Origin of the sequence: Streptococcus sp. sy010 (genome assembly GCF_007859175.1) — a bacterium.
GTDB lineage: Bacteria > Bacillota > Bacilli > Lactobacillales > Streptococcaceae > Streptococcus.
Map to the genome: position 1 here is coordinate 45,370 of NZ_VOHO01000001.1, position 16,493 is coordinate 61,862.

The 16,493-nt window shown below is 37.8% G+C and carries 18 protein-coding genes; 16 read left to right on the forward strand and 2 right to left on the reverse strand.

What is annotated here, in order from left to right; genetic code table 11:
* The first annotated feature begins 174 nt into the window (after window positions 1–174).
* The 12 genes from ybeY (at window position 175) to smpB (ending at window position 10,553) form a co-directional block, all read left to right on the forward strand.
* Entirely contained in the window at window positions 175–672 is a 498-nt protein-coding gene (gene ybeY / locus FRX51_RS00270) for an rRNA maturation RNase YbeY (RefSeq protein WP_146494815.1), read from the forward strand.
* Window positions 653–1,060, forward strand: a complete 408-nt coding sequence (locus FRX51_RS00275) for a diacylglycerol kinase family protein (RefSeq protein WP_146494817.1) — start codon at window positions 653–655, stop codon at window positions 1,058–1,060. The genes ybeY and FRX51_RS00275 overlap by 20 nt, the downstream gene beginning before the upstream one ends.
* A gap of 9 nt (window positions 1,061–1,069) precedes the next feature.
* A complete protein-coding gene (era, locus tag FRX51_RS00280) occupies window positions 1,070–1,969 on the forward strand; it encodes a GTPase Era (protein ID WP_146494819.1) in 900 nt (299 codons plus the stop codon).
* 51 nt (window positions 1,970–2,020) lie between these two features.
* Entirely contained in the window at window positions 2,021–2,887 is an 867-nt protein-coding gene (locus tag FRX51_RS00285) for an Rgg/GadR/MutR family transcriptional regulator (RefSeq protein ID WP_146494821.1), read from the forward strand.
* Window positions 2,888–3,052: 165 nt separating this feature from the next.
* On the forward strand, window positions 3,053–4,288 hold the full coding sequence (locus tag FRX51_RS00290) for an MFS transporter (protein ID WP_146494823.1): 1,236 nt from the start codon (window positions 3,053–3,055) through the stop codon (window positions 4,286–4,288).
* 134 nt (window positions 4,289–4,422) lie between these two features.
* The gene (mutM, locus tag FRX51_RS00295) at window positions 4,423–5,247 is read left to right on the forward strand and encodes a DNA-formamidopyrimidine glycosylase (protein ID WP_146494825.1); all 825 of its coding nucleotides are present in this window, start codon (window positions 4,423–4,425) and stop codon (window positions 5,245–5,247) included.
* Window positions 5,247–5,840 (forward strand): dephospho-CoA kinase, encoded by a 594-nt coding sequence (gene coaE / locus FRX51_RS00300; RefSeq protein ID WP_146494828.1) that lies wholly within the window; start codon window positions 5,247–5,249, stop codon window positions 5,838–5,840. Before mutM ends, coaE begins: the two co-directional genes overlap by 1 nt.
* A 4-nt stretch (window positions 5,841–5,844) precedes the next feature.
* Window positions 5,845–7,305 carry a helicase HerA-like domain-containing protein gene (locus FRX51_RS00305; protein WP_146494830.1) on the forward strand — a complete coding sequence of 487 codons (1,461 nt, stop codon included), beginning with the start codon at window positions 5,845–5,847 and terminating at the stop codon, window positions 7,303–7,305.
* 15 nt (window positions 7,306–7,320) lie between these two features.
* On the forward strand, window positions 7,321–7,467 hold the full coding sequence (rpmG, locus tag FRX51_RS00310) for a 50S ribosomal protein L33 (RefSeq protein WP_146459812.1): 147 nt from the start codon (window positions 7,321–7,323) through the stop codon (window positions 7,465–7,467).
* Window positions 7,468–7,513: 46 nt separating this feature from the next.
* On the forward strand, window positions 7,514–7,750 hold the full coding sequence (gene secG / locus FRX51_RS00315; protein WP_146459814.1) for a preprotein translocase subunit SecG: 237 nt from the start codon (window positions 7,514–7,516) through the stop codon (window positions 7,748–7,750).
* Window positions 7,751–7,825: 75 nt separating this feature from the next.
* Window positions 7,826–10,123: a ribonuclease R gene (rnr, locus tag FRX51_RS00320; protein WP_146494832.1), complete on the forward strand. Its 2,298-nt coding sequence runs from the start codon at window positions 7,826–7,828 to the stop codon at window positions 10,121–10,123.
* Window positions 10,086–10,553, forward strand: a complete 468-nt coding sequence (gene smpB / locus FRX51_RS00325) for an SsrA-binding protein SmpB (RefSeq protein WP_146459818.1) — start codon at window positions 10,086–10,088, stop codon at window positions 10,551–10,553. The genes rnr and smpB overlap by 38 nt, the downstream gene beginning before the upstream one ends.
* Window positions 10,554–10,639: 86 nt before the next feature.
* On the opposite strand, the gene FRX51_RS00330 is transcribed toward smpB, so the two are convergent.
* Window positions 10,640–11,719 carry a Xaa-Pro peptidase family protein gene (locus FRX51_RS00330; protein WP_146494834.1) on the reverse strand — a complete coding sequence of 360 codons (1,080 nt, stop codon included), beginning with the start codon at window positions 11,717–11,719 and terminating at the stop codon, window positions 10,640–10,642.
* Between the two features lie 175 nt (window positions 11,720–11,894).
* On the opposite strand from FRX51_RS00330, the gene ccpA reads away from it, so the two are divergent.
* A complete protein-coding gene (gene ccpA, locus FRX51_RS00335; protein ID WP_146494836.1) occupies window positions 11,895–12,899 on the forward strand; it encodes a catabolite control protein A in 1,005 nt (334 codons plus the stop codon).
* A gap of 63 nt (window positions 12,900–12,962) precedes the next feature.
* Window positions 12,963–13,991 (forward strand): glycosyltransferase, encoded by a 1,029-nt coding sequence (locus FRX51_RS00340; protein ID WP_146494838.1) that lies wholly within the window; start codon window positions 12,963–12,965, stop codon window positions 13,989–13,991.
* A gap of 22 nt (window positions 13,992–14,013) precedes the next feature.
* Here FRX51_RS00340 and FRX51_RS00345 read toward each other — a convergent pair whose 3' ends face one another.
* Window positions 14,014–15,234, reverse strand: coding sequence for a mechanosensitive ion channel (locus tag FRX51_RS00345; RefSeq protein ID WP_146494840.1), 1,221 nt, complete (start codon window positions 15,232–15,234; stop codon window positions 14,014–14,016).
* 181 nt (window positions 15,235–15,415) lie between these two features.
* On the opposite strand from FRX51_RS00345, the gene FRX51_RS00350 reads away from it, so the two are divergent.
* Window positions 15,416–15,925 (forward strand): YutD-like domain-containing protein, encoded by a 510-nt coding sequence (locus tag FRX51_RS00350; RefSeq protein ID WP_146494843.1) that lies wholly within the window; start codon window positions 15,416–15,418, stop codon window positions 15,923–15,925.
* Complete coding sequence (locus FRX51_RS00355) at window positions 15,879–16,436, forward strand: VanZ family protein (protein WP_146494845.1); 558 nt, start codon at window positions 15,879–15,881, stop codon at window positions 16,434–16,436. Before FRX51_RS00350 ends, FRX51_RS00355 begins: the two co-directional genes overlap by 47 nt.
* Window positions 16,437–16,493 lie beyond the last annotated feature (57 nt).

Consider the following 16,493-nt stretch of genomic DNA (forward strand, 5'->3'; position numbering starts at 1 on the left):
AACAGCATTAAAAGATATTTTATCTAAAAATTTAGAGCTTAAAATGATTTGTAAAGGAAAGTTTTCAATTTCTTTAAGAAATAAGAGTACTTCTAACTATCAAACGCTTTCTTTTTTTTCAAGAAATCTTGAAATATGGTATAATAAGGGAAAGATGACGAAAGAAGTAAGAAGATGTATATTGAAATGATTGACGAAACGGGTCAGATTTCGGATAAAATAAAACAACAAACTCAAGAATTATTAGATTTTGCAGCAGACAAGTTGGGTAAGTCAGATAAGGAGATGGCAATCACTTTTGTGACCAATGAGCGTAGCCATGAATTAAATCTACTTTATCGTGACACGGATCGACCGACCGATGTCATTAGTTTGGAGTATAAACCGACTGATGAGATTGTTTTTGATGAAGACGATTTGGCAGATAATCCTGAATTGACAGAAATGATGGCTGAGTTTGATGTTTATCTGGGTGAGTTGTTTATTTCTATTGATAAGGCAACGGAGCAGGCAGAGGAGTATGGTCACTCTTTTGAGCGTGAAATGGGCTTTTTAGCTGTTCATGGTTTTTTACATATCAATGGTTATGACCACTATAGTCCAGAAGAAGAAGCAGAAATGTTTGGTTTACAGGAAGAAATATTAACAGCTTATGGTCTTACACGAGAATAAATCCCCTAAAAAATGGAAGAATCGCGATTTAATCGCTAGTTTGGAATTTGCCCTTACCGGTATTGGAACAGCTTTTGTTGAAGAGCGTAATATGAAAAAGCATGCCCTGTCAGCTATTTTAGCAGTTGTGGCAGGAGCTGTTTTTGGTATTTCTCGAGTGGAGTGGCTTTTTCTACTGCTAAGTATTTTTTTGGTCATTGCCTTTGAAATTTTAAATTCGGCGATTGAAAATGTCGTTGATTTAGCCAGTGATTATCATTTTTCAATGTTGGCAAAAAATGCTAAGGATATGGCAGCAGGAGCAGTCTTAGTTATTTCAGCTTATGCCCTTATCACAGGTTGTATGATTTTTTTGCCAAGAATTTGGCACTTGTTTTTTGGAAATTAAGGAGAGAACATGAGTTTTAAGTCAGGATTTGTTGCAATTTTAGGACGTCCCAACGTTGGAAAATCAACTTTTTTGAACTATGTGATGGGGCAAAAGATTGCCATTATGAGTGATAAAGCACAGACCACTCGTAATAAGATTATGGGGATTTACACGACCGAACAAGAGCAGATTGTTTTTATTGATACTCCAGGGATTCATAAGCCTAAAACAGCATTGGGTGATTTTATGGTAGAATCTGCCTATAGCACTTTGCGTGAGGTGGAAACCGTTCTCTTTATGGTGCCAGCAGATGAAAAGCGTGGCAAGGGCGATGATATGATTATTGAACGCCTTAAATCAGCCAAGGTACCAGTTATCCTAGTCATCAATAAGATTGATAAGGTTCATCCAGACCAACTTTTAGAGCAGATTGAAGATTTCAGAAGTCAGATGGACTTCAAAGAAATTGTTCCAATTTCAGCGACACAAGGCAATAATGTTAATCGTCTGATGGAGATTTTGGTAGATAATCTCGAAGAAGGTTTCCAGTATTTTCCAGCTGATCAGATTACCGATCATCCAGAACGCTTTTTGGTGTCAGAGATGATTCGTGAAAAAGTCCTTCATTTGACGCAACAAGAAGTGCCGCATTCGGTGGCGGTGGTTATCGAATCGATGAAGCGTGATTTGGAAACGGATAAGGTTCATGTGAGAGCAACCATTATGGTTGAGCGAGATAGCCAAAAGGGGATTATCATCGGTAAAGGTGGTGCCATGCTTAAAAAGATTGGCTCAATGGCTCGTCGTGATATCGAACTCATGTTGGGTGATAAGGTTTTCCTTGAAACTTGGGTTAAGGTTAAGAAGAACTGGCGAGATAAGAAATTAGATTTGGCAGATTTTGGCTACAACGCCAAAGAATATTAGAGAAAAATTAGTCGCTACTTAGCGGCTTTTTTCTCAAAAAGGAGTGGTGATATGGTAGAAATGGGACAGATTTTCAAGGAATTACGAACAGCTCGTAAGATATCTCTCAAAGAAGCAGCAGGAACAGCCCTGTCTTATTCAATGTTGAGTAAATTTGAAAATGGGGATTCAGATATAACGATTTCAAAATTGATTCCTGCCTTGGAGAATATTCGAACGGAACTGGACGAATTTGCCTATCTGGTTCGAGGCTTTAACCCTTCTGAATTTAACTTATTAAAAAAAGAAATTTGGCAGGCCTTGGACAAGGAAGATATTGCTTATTTGGAAACAGGTTATGAAAGAGAAAAAGAAAATTATCAAAAAACCAACTGTGAAGAGAGTTTTTTAAAAACCTTAATCTTTAAAACCTATCTGGCAGCTAGTGGTAGGCCTGTTGATTTCAATGAAGACGAACAAGCATTTTTATATGATTATCTCTTTAGGATTGACATTTGGGGAGAGTATGAGTTGAAAATATTTTCGGATATTTCTCCTCTTTTATCCTTGGCGACTTATTTTCGTTATACGCGTGAGATGTTGCAAAGGATTGATTTTTTCGACGAGTTACCCTCACATCGTAATATGATTCACACCATTTTACTTAATGGTTTATTCAAGGCTTTGGAAGAAAATGATTTGAATAAGGTGGCTTATTTTGATAAGCAGATTCAAGCTCGTTTTTTTGAAGAAAATGAAACTTATTTGAGGATTGTTTATCGTATTGCAGACGGGCACCATTCTTACCTGCGTGGTCAAAAAGAAAAAGGTTCTGTCCAAATCAAGCGTGCCATTGAAACCTTTCGCTTTTTGGACTGCCATAGTAGTGCGGATTATTACCAAAAAATTTATCAACATTGGCTACTTGAGTTTGAATAAATGAAAATCATCTAAATTGACACTAAAAAAATGAGTCGCATCAAAAGCTTTTCCGATAAAGAAAAGGCTCTTTTTTGTTAAAAATCTTCAATTAAAATATGAAAACTTTGTGTGTCTTTAATCATTTTCTCTTATACTAGATGTATCACAAGAAAGGAGAAAATCATGAATTTATTTTTATCTCATTCCTTATATCGTGTGTTGAGTTTGTCACGTGTCTTTAGTACCTTGGGAGCTTATATTTATAATTTGGTTTTTGTTATCTACGCAGCTAGTTTACCAAGACCCAATTTTGCTATTTTTCTCGCCAATATAGTGCCTATGATTCCTATTTTATTCACCTTTTGGTTGGGGGTTAAGGCAGATAGGACTGATAACAAAGGGCGAAAGATGATTGTGATTGGTTTTGTTCAGGCACTTCTGTTCACCATTATTGCCCTAATCATCAATCAAGGAACTTATTTGGTGTTTTCAATTATTTGTCTGCTTAATGTCATCAGTGATTGTTTGAGTGATTTTGCGTCTGGTTTGCGTTTGCCTATTTTACAAGAGCATGTCGCGACAGATGATTTGATGGAGGCTTATTCTTTCAATCAATTTCTGTCGTATATTTGTCAAATCGCAGGTCAATTTTTAGGCGTTTGGCTTTTAACGATATCAAACCAGTCTTATGCTTTAGTTGCTGGGATCAACGCCGTTTTTTATTTGCTATCAGCCCTAGTTCTTTATAGTCACCGACACAATCTCACTCATCAACCAGTATCAACGATAAGAGAAAAAATACCGTTAAGACAACGCCTTAAGGACTTATATCAGATGATGGAGCAGATTTTCCAAAATTCAGAACAGACATCTTTTGCTAGTTTGCTACTGTCAATTCTTGTTCTAAATGCCCTGGGTGGTGGTCTTGGGAGCATTTATAACTTCTATCTGCTCAAGGTGTCGCTCTTTGGTTTGCCTTATGGACAGGCTTTGATTTTAGTGCAAATTATTTTTCTAGCGGGTGCTATCTTGGGGAGTTTGACCCCTAAAGACTACTTTGCTAAACAATCCTTATCTTTTTTATTAGTCCTTAACAGTGGTTTGTTTATCTTAATGGGCTTGTCAAATCTGTTGAATTTACCCCCAATCCTAGCTCTGTTATTGTTGGCCTTTGCGTCTTATCTCTTGGGGAAAGCTAATCCAAAATTGGATGCCTTGCTTATGGCTAATATTCCTTCAGAGACTTTGGCACAAGCTAGTAATTTTCTTGGCTTGATGTTCACCCTATCATTACCCCTAGGAATCTTTGTCTTTTCAGCCTTGGCCCTATATCAATTATGGTTAACTTGGTTGGTATTTACTGGTTTTTCACTGGTGGCTTTTGGTTTGGTTTTGATAAATAGACAAGTTAATAAATAAAAAAGCTCATATTAGGGCTTTTTCTATTGCTTGATTTTCTGTTATATCTTTTAACAAAGACTAGCTTGTTCTATCTTATTATGCTAAAAATGTGGTAAAATAAGGGTAATAACTCCATCAGAAAGAGGTATCTTATGCCAGAATTACCAGAAGTGGAAAGTGTCAGACAAAGCCTAGAGCCTATGCTTGTGGGTAAGACTGTTGAGCGTTTGTGTGTCTCTTTTCCTAAAATGGTCTTGACAGGGGCGAAAAATCTCGAAGCCATGTTACCTTATCAAAAAGTTGAGGCTGTTCGTCGTAGGGGCAAGTATCTGATTATTGAGTTTAGTCATGGGCTGTTGATTTCCCATTTACGAATGGAAGGTAAGTATCTGCGTTTTGAACAGGTCACCCAAGATCAAAAACACTGCCATGTTTACTTCTATCTTTCTGACGGTTCTATTTTGGTTTATCATGACGTGCGTAAGTTTGGCACGATGGAGTATTTGGACAAATCAGCCGAGGCAGCTTATTTTCACAAGAAAGGTCTAGGCCCTGAGCCAACTCCAGAAGATTTTAAGTTGGCAGACTTTAGTCAAGGTTTACAGAAGTCAAAAAAAATTATCAAGCCACATTTGTTAGATCAGACCTTGGTTGTGGGATTGGGCAATATCTATGTTGATGAAGTGTTGTGGGCAGCAAGATTACATCCAGAGCGTGCCAGTGCTAGTTTGACCGATTCAGAAATCAAGGTTTTACACAAAGAGATTATCCGTATTTTGCAACTAGGCATTGAACAGGGTGGTTCTAGTATCAGAACCTATAAAAATGCTCTGGGAATGGCTGGTCGCATGCAGAACTATTTACAAGTCTATGGTAAACAAGAACAGCCTTGTTCACGGTGTGGTCATCTGATTGAAAAAATCAAAGTTCGTGGGCGTGGAACTCATTTTTGTCCACAATGTCAAAAGGAGTCGTAATGGTTAAGATAATTGGATTGACAGGAGGCATTGCTTCAGGAAAATCAACCGTCAGTACTTATCTGAAAGAAAAGGGATATGCCGTTTTAGATGCCGATCAGGTGGTTCACGAGTTACAGGCTAGAGGAGGCCGTCTGTATCAAATCCTGGTGGATTACTTTGGTCAGGAGATATTATTGCCAGACCAGTCGCTGAACCGAGCGAAATTAGGTCAGTTGATCTTTTCTAATCCTGAGATGATGGCTGTATCTAACAGCTTACAAGATCAAGTGATTCGTCAAGAATTATCCACTCGACTAAAAAAGTTATCACAAAGGCAGCAGATAATCTTTCTAGACATCCCCTTGTTATTTGAGAAAGGTTATGACAGTTGGTGTCATCAGATTTGGTTGGTAATGGTACAAGAACCTACCCAGTTAAAACGCTTGATGGCAAGAAATGCTTTGTCGTTAGAAGAAGCAAAAAGCAGATTGGCAGCTCAGTTTTCCCTAGATGAAAAAAGAGAAAAAAGTCAGATCCTTATCGACAATGATGGCAGTTTAGCGAATACCTATGCCCAAGTTGATCTCGCTTTAGAAACATTAGAAAGGTAGAAGAATGAAAGAAATTGTTATTGCAAAAGGAACACAACCTGTATCACTCAATTTAAGTATGCTTAATCGCCATGGCTTAATTGCAGGAGCGACAGGGACCGGTAAAACTGTTACTTTAAAAGTCATTGCAGAATCTCTCAGTCAAGCTGGTGTACCAGTCTTTTTGGCGGATATCAAAGGAGATTTGGCAAATTTAGCTAAAGAAGGTAGCTTAACGGATAAGCTAGCCAGTCGATTGGAGATGTTGGGCCTAAGTGATTATACTCCCCAAGCCTTTCCAGTTCGTCTTTGGGACGTTTTTGGCCAAGAAGGGCATCCTGTTCGGGCAACTATTTCTGAAATGGGACCTATCATGCTAGCTCGTTTGCTCAATCTTAATGAGACTCAGTCAGGTATTTTGAGTATGGTGTTTAAGATTGCAGATGATAAAGGTTGGCTGTTGATTGATTTGAAAGATCTACAAGCTCTCTTGCGTGAAGTGGCAGACAATGCTAGTCATTATTCTAGCCAGTACGGAAACATGGCCAAACAGTCTATTGCGGCCATTCAGCGTAGTTTACTAGCGTTAGAACAAGAAGGCGGTGACTTTTTCTTTGGTGAGCCAGCCTTGGACTTACAGGATTTTCTGCAAACTGACCAGTTAGGGCAAGGGGTGATTAACATTCTAAATGCCACTAAGCTCTTCAATGCTCCTAGCTTATACACAACCTTCTTGTTTTGGCTTTTAGCTGAACTCTATGAAACTCTGCCAGAAGTTGGAGATTTAGAGCAACCCAAGTTGGTGTTCTTCTTTGACGAAGCTCATCTCCTGTTCAAAGATGCTCCGAAATCATTTGTTGATAAAATCGAGCAGATTGTTCGTTTGATTCGCTCTAAGGGTGTGGGTATTTTTTTCATTACACAAAATCCCCTAGACTTGCCAGAATCAGTATTGGCTCAGTTGGGTAATCGTGTGCAGCATGCTTTGAGGGCTTATACACCAAAAGAATTAAAAGCAGTTAAGACAGCCGCTGAAACCTTCCGACAAAATCCTGACTTGGATGTGGCGAAGGTGATTACAGAATTACAAGTAGGTGAGGCATTGGTGTCATTTCTAAATGATCAAGCTCAACCCAATATGGTTGAAAGAGCCTATATTTTACCACCAAAATCTAGTTTTGAACCTTTGTCAGCTTTGGATATGCAAGGTTTAATTAACCAATCACCATTTGACGCTAAGTATAGTCAGACGCTAGATCGCGAATCAGCTTATGAACTTTTGGCTAAAAAAGTAGAAGAAGACAAAGTTATTGAAGAACGACAAAAATCAGAAAAAGCAGCTAGCCAACAAGTTAAGCGACAAGCAACAAGCGGTCGCCGTCAAAAATCTACCTTGGATAAGGCAAGAGATTCCTTTATCAATACAGCCGTACGCACAGTGACTCGTGAATTGGTTCGAGGCTTATTTGGTGGTCTTAAAAAGTAAATCAGGAGAGCTGACGTGCGAATAAAAATCACATTGATATGTAGTGCTTGTGGTAGTAAAAATTATCTGACTAGTAAGAATAAAAAAAATCACCCAGACAAGATTCAAGTGCTCAAGTATTGTCCCAAAGAGAGAAAAGTAACCCTTCACCTTGAATCTTAAGTGAAAGTGTGGTAGAATAATCAAGACCATAGTGGAGGAAAAATGAATGTATAACTTGTTACTCACCCTGCTACTTGTATTATCAGCTTTGTTGGTGATTGCGATTTTTATGCAACCCCAAAAAAATCCAAGTAGTAATGTTTTTGATAGTAGTGGGTCAGAGGCACTTTTTGAGCGAAGAAAAGCGCGTGGTTTTGAGGCCTTTATGCAGCGCCTTACTGGAATTCTTGTCTTTTTCTGGTTAGCGATTGCTTTGGCACTTGCTATTTTATCAAGTCAATAAAGAGGGTCAAGACATCTGGTCTGACCCCTTTTTCTATAAGAAATCAGCACAAGTTATCCCAATAGAAAGAATTCAATGAAAGAAAAAATTATTAGTTATTTAGAAGAAAATGGTAAGAGCGATGTCAATCACTTGGCAGAAGCCTTAGAAATGGCAGGAGCCAAGAGATTTCCAAGCCTAATCAAAGAAATTTCTCAAATGGAAAGTCAAGGTCTGTTACGTTTTGATGATACAGGCCAGCTAGCCTTAAGAAAAAAAGAAAAAAAAGTAGATGAAATCAAAATTACAGGTGTTTTTCGAGCGAATAAGGCTGGTTTTGGCTTTTTAGCCGTTGATGATGCAGAAGACGATCTCTTTATTGGTCGTAATGATGTCGGACATGCCATTGATGGAGATACGGTTGAAGTAGTCATTAAAAAGGTAGCCAATCGTCTAAAAGGAACGGCTGCCGAGGCGCGTGTCGTCAATATTGTTAAGCGTAGTTTAACCAGTCTAGTTGGTAAATTGATACTGTCTGATGATAAACCTAATTATGTTGGGTATATCCAAAGTAAAAATCAAAAAATTACCCAACGAATTTATATCAAAAAGACGCCCTTGTTGTTAACAGGAACAGAAGTGCTCAAGGTTGATATTGAGAAGTATCCAAGTCGTCATCATGATTATTTTGTCGCCAATCTGGTTGATATTATTGGCCATCAAGATGATGTTGGTATTGACGTTTTAGAAGTCTTGGAATCAATGGATATTGTTTCAAGCTTTCCTGATGATGTTCTGGCAGAAGCAAAAGCAGTTCCAGATGCACCAACTAAGACGGATTTATTAGGTCGAGTAGATTTACGCCAAGAGCTGACCTTTACCATTGATGGTGCAGATGCCAAGGATTTGGATGATGCGGTTCATATCAAGCTGCTAGAAAATGGTCATTTTGAGCTAGGTGTTCACATTGCTGATGTGTCTTATTATGTTAAAGAAAATTCAGCCCTTGATCGAGAAGCTTTGGCTCGTGGGACATCTGTCTATGTAACCGACCGTGTAGTGCCCATGTTACCTGAGCGTCTGTCTAATGGCATTTGTTCGCTTAATCCAAATGTTGAGCGTCTAACCCAATCAGCCATTATGGAGATTGACCGTCAGGGTCAGGTGCGTTCTTATCAAATTACCCAAAGTGTGATTAAGTCAGCTTTTCGTATGACTTATAGTGATGTCAATCAAATGATTAACGGCGATGAAGAGTTACTCACTCGTTATGCTCCAATTGTTGATAGTGTGCATCAAATGGCTAGTTTACATCATCTCTTAGAAGAAATGCGTTACCGTCGAGGTGCCCTTAACTTTGATACGGCAGAAGCTAAAATCATCGTCGATGACAAAGGCATGCCAGTTGATGTAGTCTTGCGTGAGCGAGGTCTAGCTGAGCGAATGATTGAGTCCTTTATGCTAGCAGCAAATGAATGCGTCGCTGAGCATTTTGCCAAGGCTAAATTACCGTTTATCTATCGGATTCATGAAGAGCCCAAGGCTGAAAAATTACAAACCTTTATTGATTATGCGAGTGTCTTTGGTGTCCAAGTTCAAGGAACTGCCAATAAAATCACTCAGTCAGCCTTGCAAGATTTTATGAAGAAGGTAGAAAATCAGCCAGGTAGTGATGTCTTGTCTATGATGTTACTACGTTCCATGCAACAGGCTCGTTATTCTGAACATAATCATGGTCATTATGGCTTGGCAGCGACTTATTATACTCACTTTACTAGTCCGATTCGACGTTATCCAGACTTATTGGTTCATCGTTTGATTCGTGATTATCAACAAATTACTTCAGAACAGCTAGAACATTTCAATCAGGTGATTCCAGAAATTGCCACTCAAGCGTCAAGTTTGGAACGTCGTGCCATTGATGCAGAGCGTTTAGTTGAAGCCATGAAAAAAGCAGAGTACATGGAAAGTTATGTTGGGCAGGAATTTGATGCAGTCATTGCTACCGTGGTAAAATTTGGTCTATTTGTGGCTCTGCCAAACACGATTGAGGGCTTGATTCATGTAACGACCTTGCCAGAGTATTATCATTACAATGAAAGAACCATGAGCCTACAAGGTGAAAAATCTGGGAAAGTCTTTAAGGCAGGTCAAAAAATCCGTGTGAAGTTAGTCAAGGCAGACAAAGAAGCAGGAGCGATTGACTTTGAGTATTTACCGAGTGATTATGATGTGGTTGAAAAGGTAGCGACTAAGCAAAAGAAAAAAGCTAAACCAAAATCACAAGGTAGATTCAAATCAACTCAGAAAGAGAAAAAGCCGTTTTATAAGGGCGTGACAAAAAAAGGAGGTTCAAATGGCAAAGGGCGAGGGAAAGGTCGTCGCACAAAATAAGAAGGCAAGACACGATTATAGCATTGTTGATACTATTGAAGCGGGCTTGGTGCTGACAGGGACAGAAATCAAAAGTGTCCGTGCAGCTAGGATAACATTGAAAGATGGTTATGCTCAAATCAAAAATGGTGAAGCTTGGCTGGTCAATGTTCATATTACTCCTTATGAGCAAGGCAATATCTGGAATCAAGAACCAGAGCGAACACGCAAGTTGCTCTTGAAAAAACGTGAGATTGAAAAATTAGCTCAGGAGCTAAAAGGAACAGGTATGACCCTTGTTCCATTGAAGGTTTATCTGAAAGATGGTTTTGCCAAGGTGTTACTTGGTTTAGCCAAGGGTAAACATGATTATGATAAACGTGAGAGTATTAAGCGTCGTGATCAGAATCGTGAAATTGCTCGTGTCATGAAAGCTGTTAACAAGAGATAGGACCTAAATTTTATTAACAATCAAACTTGATACAATCAATTAAGACCATGAACGTCAATGTTCATGGTCTTTTTGTCTGATTTAGCTTAAAAGTAAAGTAGATCTTTTTTGGTTTGTGTAAAGAGTTTAAAACCATTTTTTGTCACATAGCCACAATCCTCAATACGTACGCCAACCTTATCAGGTATATAGATACCAGGTTCTACAGAGAAACACATGCCTTCTTGAATAATAAGGTCATTACCAGTCATAATGGAAGGAAACTCATGCACTTCCATCCCAAGTCCGTGCCCTAAACGGTGATTAAAATACGGACCATAACCAGCCTTTTCAATCACTGAGCGAGCGGCTGCATCAATTTCGCCTGCTGTGACACCAGGTTTAATCATATCCAGAGCCGTCAGTTGCGCCTCTAGACAAATTTGATAGATGTCTTTCTTGAACTGATCAGGTTGCCCAATAGCTACGGTTCTCGTCATATCACTGGTATAACCTAGCGTTTCCACACCAAGATCAAAGAGGAGAAGTGCGTGGTTTTCAATTTTATGATGACTTGGAATACCATGGGGATTGGCAGCATTTTTACCTGTTAGAACCATGGTGTCAAAACTCATGCGATCGGCACCAGCTTGTTTCATGGCAAATTCAATTTGAGCGATAAGATCCAATTCGGTTTGCTCAAGATTGATGTGTTCAAAGCCAACTGCCATGGCTTGATCCGCCATACGACCAGCATGGAGCATTTTCTCGATCTCATCAGCTGACTTAATCATTTTCATTTGATTGATTAGAGGTGTGATGTCTGAAAAATGTCCCTTGAAAATGCTTTTTAGACCTTGAAATTTATTAACGTTCAGATGATTAAATTCAGCAAAAAGTTGTGGATAAGATAAGTTTTTCAAAACACTTTGCAATTTTTGCCAAGGATTTTCATGATCAGCATAGCCAATAACAGAAAAAGTCACTTGTTGCCTAGCTCTTGAATAGTCTAATTCAGGTAGAAAAAGGAGAGGTTCTTGATCAGTAAAAACAAAAAGAAAGAGTTGGCGTTCGTGAGGGTCACAGAAATAACCTGTCAGATAATGAATGGTAACAGGATTAGAAAAAATAGCAACTTGTTTCTGTTCCTCTCTTAGTAAGGTTTGAATATGAGCTAATTTTGTCATAGTAGCCTCCTTTGATTTTATTTTTCCAAAAATTAAAGGAAAAAGCAAGCTTTTCTTGAAAAAATAAGTAAAATTCTCAAAAATTACTGCTCTATTATTTGAAAGAGCAAACTAATGGTGTTATAATAATAAATGTAAGCGATATTTTCAATTTAGAAAGGTAAGGTAAAGAGAAATGAATATTGATGATACAGTAACCATTTATGATGTTGCTCGTGAGGCGGGTGTTTCCATGGCAACAGTTAGCCGGGTCGTCAATGGTAATAAGAATGTTAAAGAAAATACGCGTCAAAAAGTTTTGGAAGTCATCGAACGTCTAGATTATCGTCCTAATGCAGTGGCGCGTGGTTTAGCTAGTAAAAGAACGACGACAGTGGGTGTTGTGATTCCAGATATTGCTAATTCTTATTTTTCAATATTGGCTAAAGGAATTGATGACATTGCTAGCATGTATAAATATGATATTATCATTGCTTCGAGTGATGAAGATGCAGAAAAAGAAGTCAATGTTGTGAATATGTTATTTTCTAAGCAAGTTGATGGCATTATCTACATGAGTCACCATTTAACAGATGAAGTTCGTTCAGAGTTTCGTCGTTCAAGAACGCCAGTTGTTTTGGCTGGAACAGTTGATTTAGAAGATCAATTACCAAGCGTTAATATCGACTATAAGCAAGCCACTAAAGATGCGATTGAATTATTGGCTGAACGTCATGACAAGATTGCCTTAGTTTCTGGGTCTTTGATGGAAGATATCAATGGTAAGATTCGATTGCAGGGTTATAAAGAAGCCTTGAAAGCTAAGGGACTTGACTTTACAGAAGCCTTGGTATTTGAAGCCAATTATCGTTATCAAGACGGCTTTGATTTAGCTAAACGTTTATTGGTGTCGGGTGCAACTGCAGCCTATGTAGTAGAAGATGATTTGGCAGCTGGTTTATTAAATGGTCTTTTTGCAGCAGGTAAAACAGTACCAGAGGATTTTGAAATGATTACCAGCAATGATTCTGAAGTTGTAAACTTTACTCGACCAAACTTGACGTCAATTAGTCAACCAATTTATGATGTAGGTGCCATTGCTATGCGGATGTTAACCAAGATTATGAATAAAGAAGAATTAGAACAAAAAGAAATCATTCTTAATCATCGGGTTAAAAAACGTGGCACAACTAAGGAGTAAAGACAGTCACTTTGACTGTTTTTATTTACCATTGAGATAAAAAGCGTTATAATAGAAGGTGCTATGAAAGTATTACTGTATTTAGAAGCAGAGCATTATTTACGCAAGTCAGGCATTGGTCGAGCCATTAAACATCAAGAAAAGGCCCTTCAATCAGCTGGCCAAGCTTACACAACCAATCCAAACGATGACTATGACTTGGTTCATCTCAATACTTATGGATGGAAATCTTGGCGATTGATGAAGGCGGCTAAAAAATCTGGTAAAAAAGTTATCATGCACGGTCATTCGACTGAAGAAGATTTTAAAGATTCTTTTATTGGCTCGAATCTGATTAGTCCATTATTTAAATGGTACCTTTGTCAATTTTATCAAGAAGCGGATGCCATTATTACCCCAACGACTTATTCTAAATCCTTGATTGCAGGCTATGGTATTAAAACACCAATTTTCGTGGTTTCAAATGGGATTGACCTTAGTCGGTATCAAGAAAGCCAAAATAAAGAAGCAATTTTCCGAGATTATTTTCAATTAACTAAGGATCAAGCCGTTGTTGTTTGTGCAGGCTTATACTTTAAACGGAAAGGTATCGAAGATTTTATAAAAGTGGCTGAGCAACTCCCTCATGTTCGTTTTATTTGGTTTGGTGAAACGAATAAATGGGTTATTCCAGCTAAAATTAGACGTCTGGTCAATAAACATCATCCAGCTAATGTTACTTTTGCAGGTTATATCAAGGGAGATGTGTTTGAAGGTGCTATGACAGGAGCAGATGCCTTTTTCTTTCCTAGCAAGGAAGAAACAGAAGGAATTGTTGTGTTAGAAGCCTTAGCAAGTCGCCAACACTTAATCTTGCGTGATATTCCTGTTTATCAGGGTTGGCTTGATGATAAGAGTGCTGAATTGGCAACGGATGTTTCTGGATTTGTCCGAGCAATCAATCGAGTTTTAGCAGGCCATAGTCAAAAAATCGAAGCAGGTTATCAAGTTGCTCAATCACGGCGAATTGAACAAATTGGTCAAGAATTGATCAAAGTTTACCATCATGTCTTCAATCAATCATTTGATAATGTAAAAAATCATCAACCTTAAGGTTGATGATTTTTAGATTAGATTATTTATCTTTGTTAATTGTTTTGTCTAGCTTGTCTAATTGTTTAGCAGCAAAGTCGCGACCACCAAGACCAAATGCAAGGGCAAAAGCAACTGCAAGTGCAGACAAGATAATAGTAAAGGCAGATTGAACGATTGTTTGAGCAATGCCAAGTTGATCAAGTGTCATAAAGACAGCAAGAACAATCAAACCATAACGAACCAATTCAGCCAAGAACTTGTTGTTTGTTACTTTACCGAAGAAATCAGCCAAGATGTTACCACCAACAACAGCAGCAGCAAGAATCAACAACGAGCTAATGATAGCTGGTAGGAAAGCAATGATTGAGAAGCCGATTGTGTTAAGAACTTCCAAGTTAAGAACAGCGATAGCTTGTACAAGGAAGAAGATAGCAAGAATACCACGGACAAGGTTAGCAATTACTTTTGAAAGTGAATAGCTTACTTTTTTCTCATCAAAGCTAAGGTATTTAGAATATTGATTGATTCCTGAAGTTTCAAGCAATTTTTCAACAAGGTTACCAATTAGTTTAGCAAGGAAACCACCGATAACCAGTAACAGAACTGCTGTGACAAGGTTTGGAATGAAACCAACAACTTGATCAAGTAGAGCAACGATTGGTTTAGACAATGCCGCTACACCAAGTGTATCAAGCGCAGTAGCCAAAATTGGTACAAAAATCAACACATAAACAATTGTCGAAAGAACATCAGCCAATTGTGCTTCGTTAGTAAGAGCAGTGTTGCTGTCTTGACCAAGAGCTTTTGTCATCCATTTATCAATCGGTAGGTTGATAATAAGGTTTTTAATCAAGTTTTTGATGAACTTGCAGAAGTAAAAACCAAGGAAAAGGATGAAGCCTGCTGCAATGATGTTTGGAATGAAACCAAAGAACTCAGCAAACATGCTTGAAATTGGGTCAACAACACTTGCTACACCAAGTCCAGATAGAATAGCTGGTAGGAAGAAAAGAATAGTTGCGAAGTAGAAAACTTGACCAATTGTTTTGTTCAAGCCAGCTTCGTCAGTTCCTTCTTTTACCAAGCCCCATTTGCTAAGATAGCTAACAGGTTTGATTGAAGCTAGTCCTTTGACGACTAATTTTCTAACCACATTAGCTAAAATAAGAGCTAATAGAATAAGTACAATCACGCGAAGAGCGGATGGCACATAAGAAACGATTTGTTGAACAAAACCGTTATCCAAAATAGATGTATTCATAATGACCTCCATAAAATTTTATGATACACTTTTATTTTATCAAAAAATAGTTAGAAACTCAAAAGATTTGTCTTTTAATTGTCATATAATGGTAAAGATTTTGTAAATCATGGTTTCTTGATAACAAATCATTAAAAATGGGGTATAATAGAACGAAAGTAACGTCTAGAAAGTAAGAGTCATGAAAAAAGAAATTGCTCCTGAACTTTACAATTATAATAAATTTCCTGGTCCAGAGTTTATTTGCCTAGAGCAGCTTGTTAAATCAGACGATTTAAGTTTTGATTTGGTTGACAATTATCGCGATGCTTTTGATGCTCAGGTCTTTAGTCAACGTTTTTCGCCAATTTTATTAAAATATGACTATATTGTTGGAGATTGGGGAAATGATCAACTACGTCTTAAAGGCTTTTATCGACCAGAAAAGGCCCTAAATCATTTGGACAATATGAATCACTTGGAAGATTATCTAAAGGAATTTTGTAATTATGGTTGCGCCTACTTTGTTCTCTACAATCATCAACCTCAAGAAGCAATAGAAGAACCTGTTTTTATAAGTCAACGGCCTCGCAAAAAGTCTTATCGGTCACGGACAAGAAATAAGATTGGTAAAAAAGATAATAAATCATCTAATAAAGAGCAATATGAGGAGAGAAAACAAAACTTTGTTATTCGTCAGAAAAAAGGTTAAGTTGACAAGGACCTATCCGATTAGTCAAAAGGCAAAAGGAGTTTTACGGTTTTTATTGGGGTTTTATCTTATAGTCATTGCTTTGATGTGTTTTATTCCTCAGCCTACCATTAGTAGCGGCAAAACACCAGGGATTTTTTATGTTGGGCGTGTTCCTCTACTTTTAACACCATTTAATACCTTATTACGCTTTTCTGAGATTACAGATGGTTTTAGTTTGATGTGGGTTTTGGGACAAAATCTAGCTAATATCTTTTTACTTTATCCTTTTTTCTTAATTTTCTTTTTTTTGTATCCTTCTTATAGTTCCTACGCTAAGGCTTGGCGATTGGGACTGAGTTTTAGTTTATTGATTGAAGTAGGACAGATTTTATTAGACATTTTTTTTGATTTTAATCGTGTTTTTGAAGTGGATGATCTTTGGACCAACACTTTGGGTGCCATTTTAGCAGCTCTAAGTTACGCTATGCTAACGAAATATTATTGGTACAAGAAAGACAAATCTCGTTGATGACTTTTCGTAACAACCGAGGTTTGTTTTTTATCTCTATGTATTGATAAATGACAC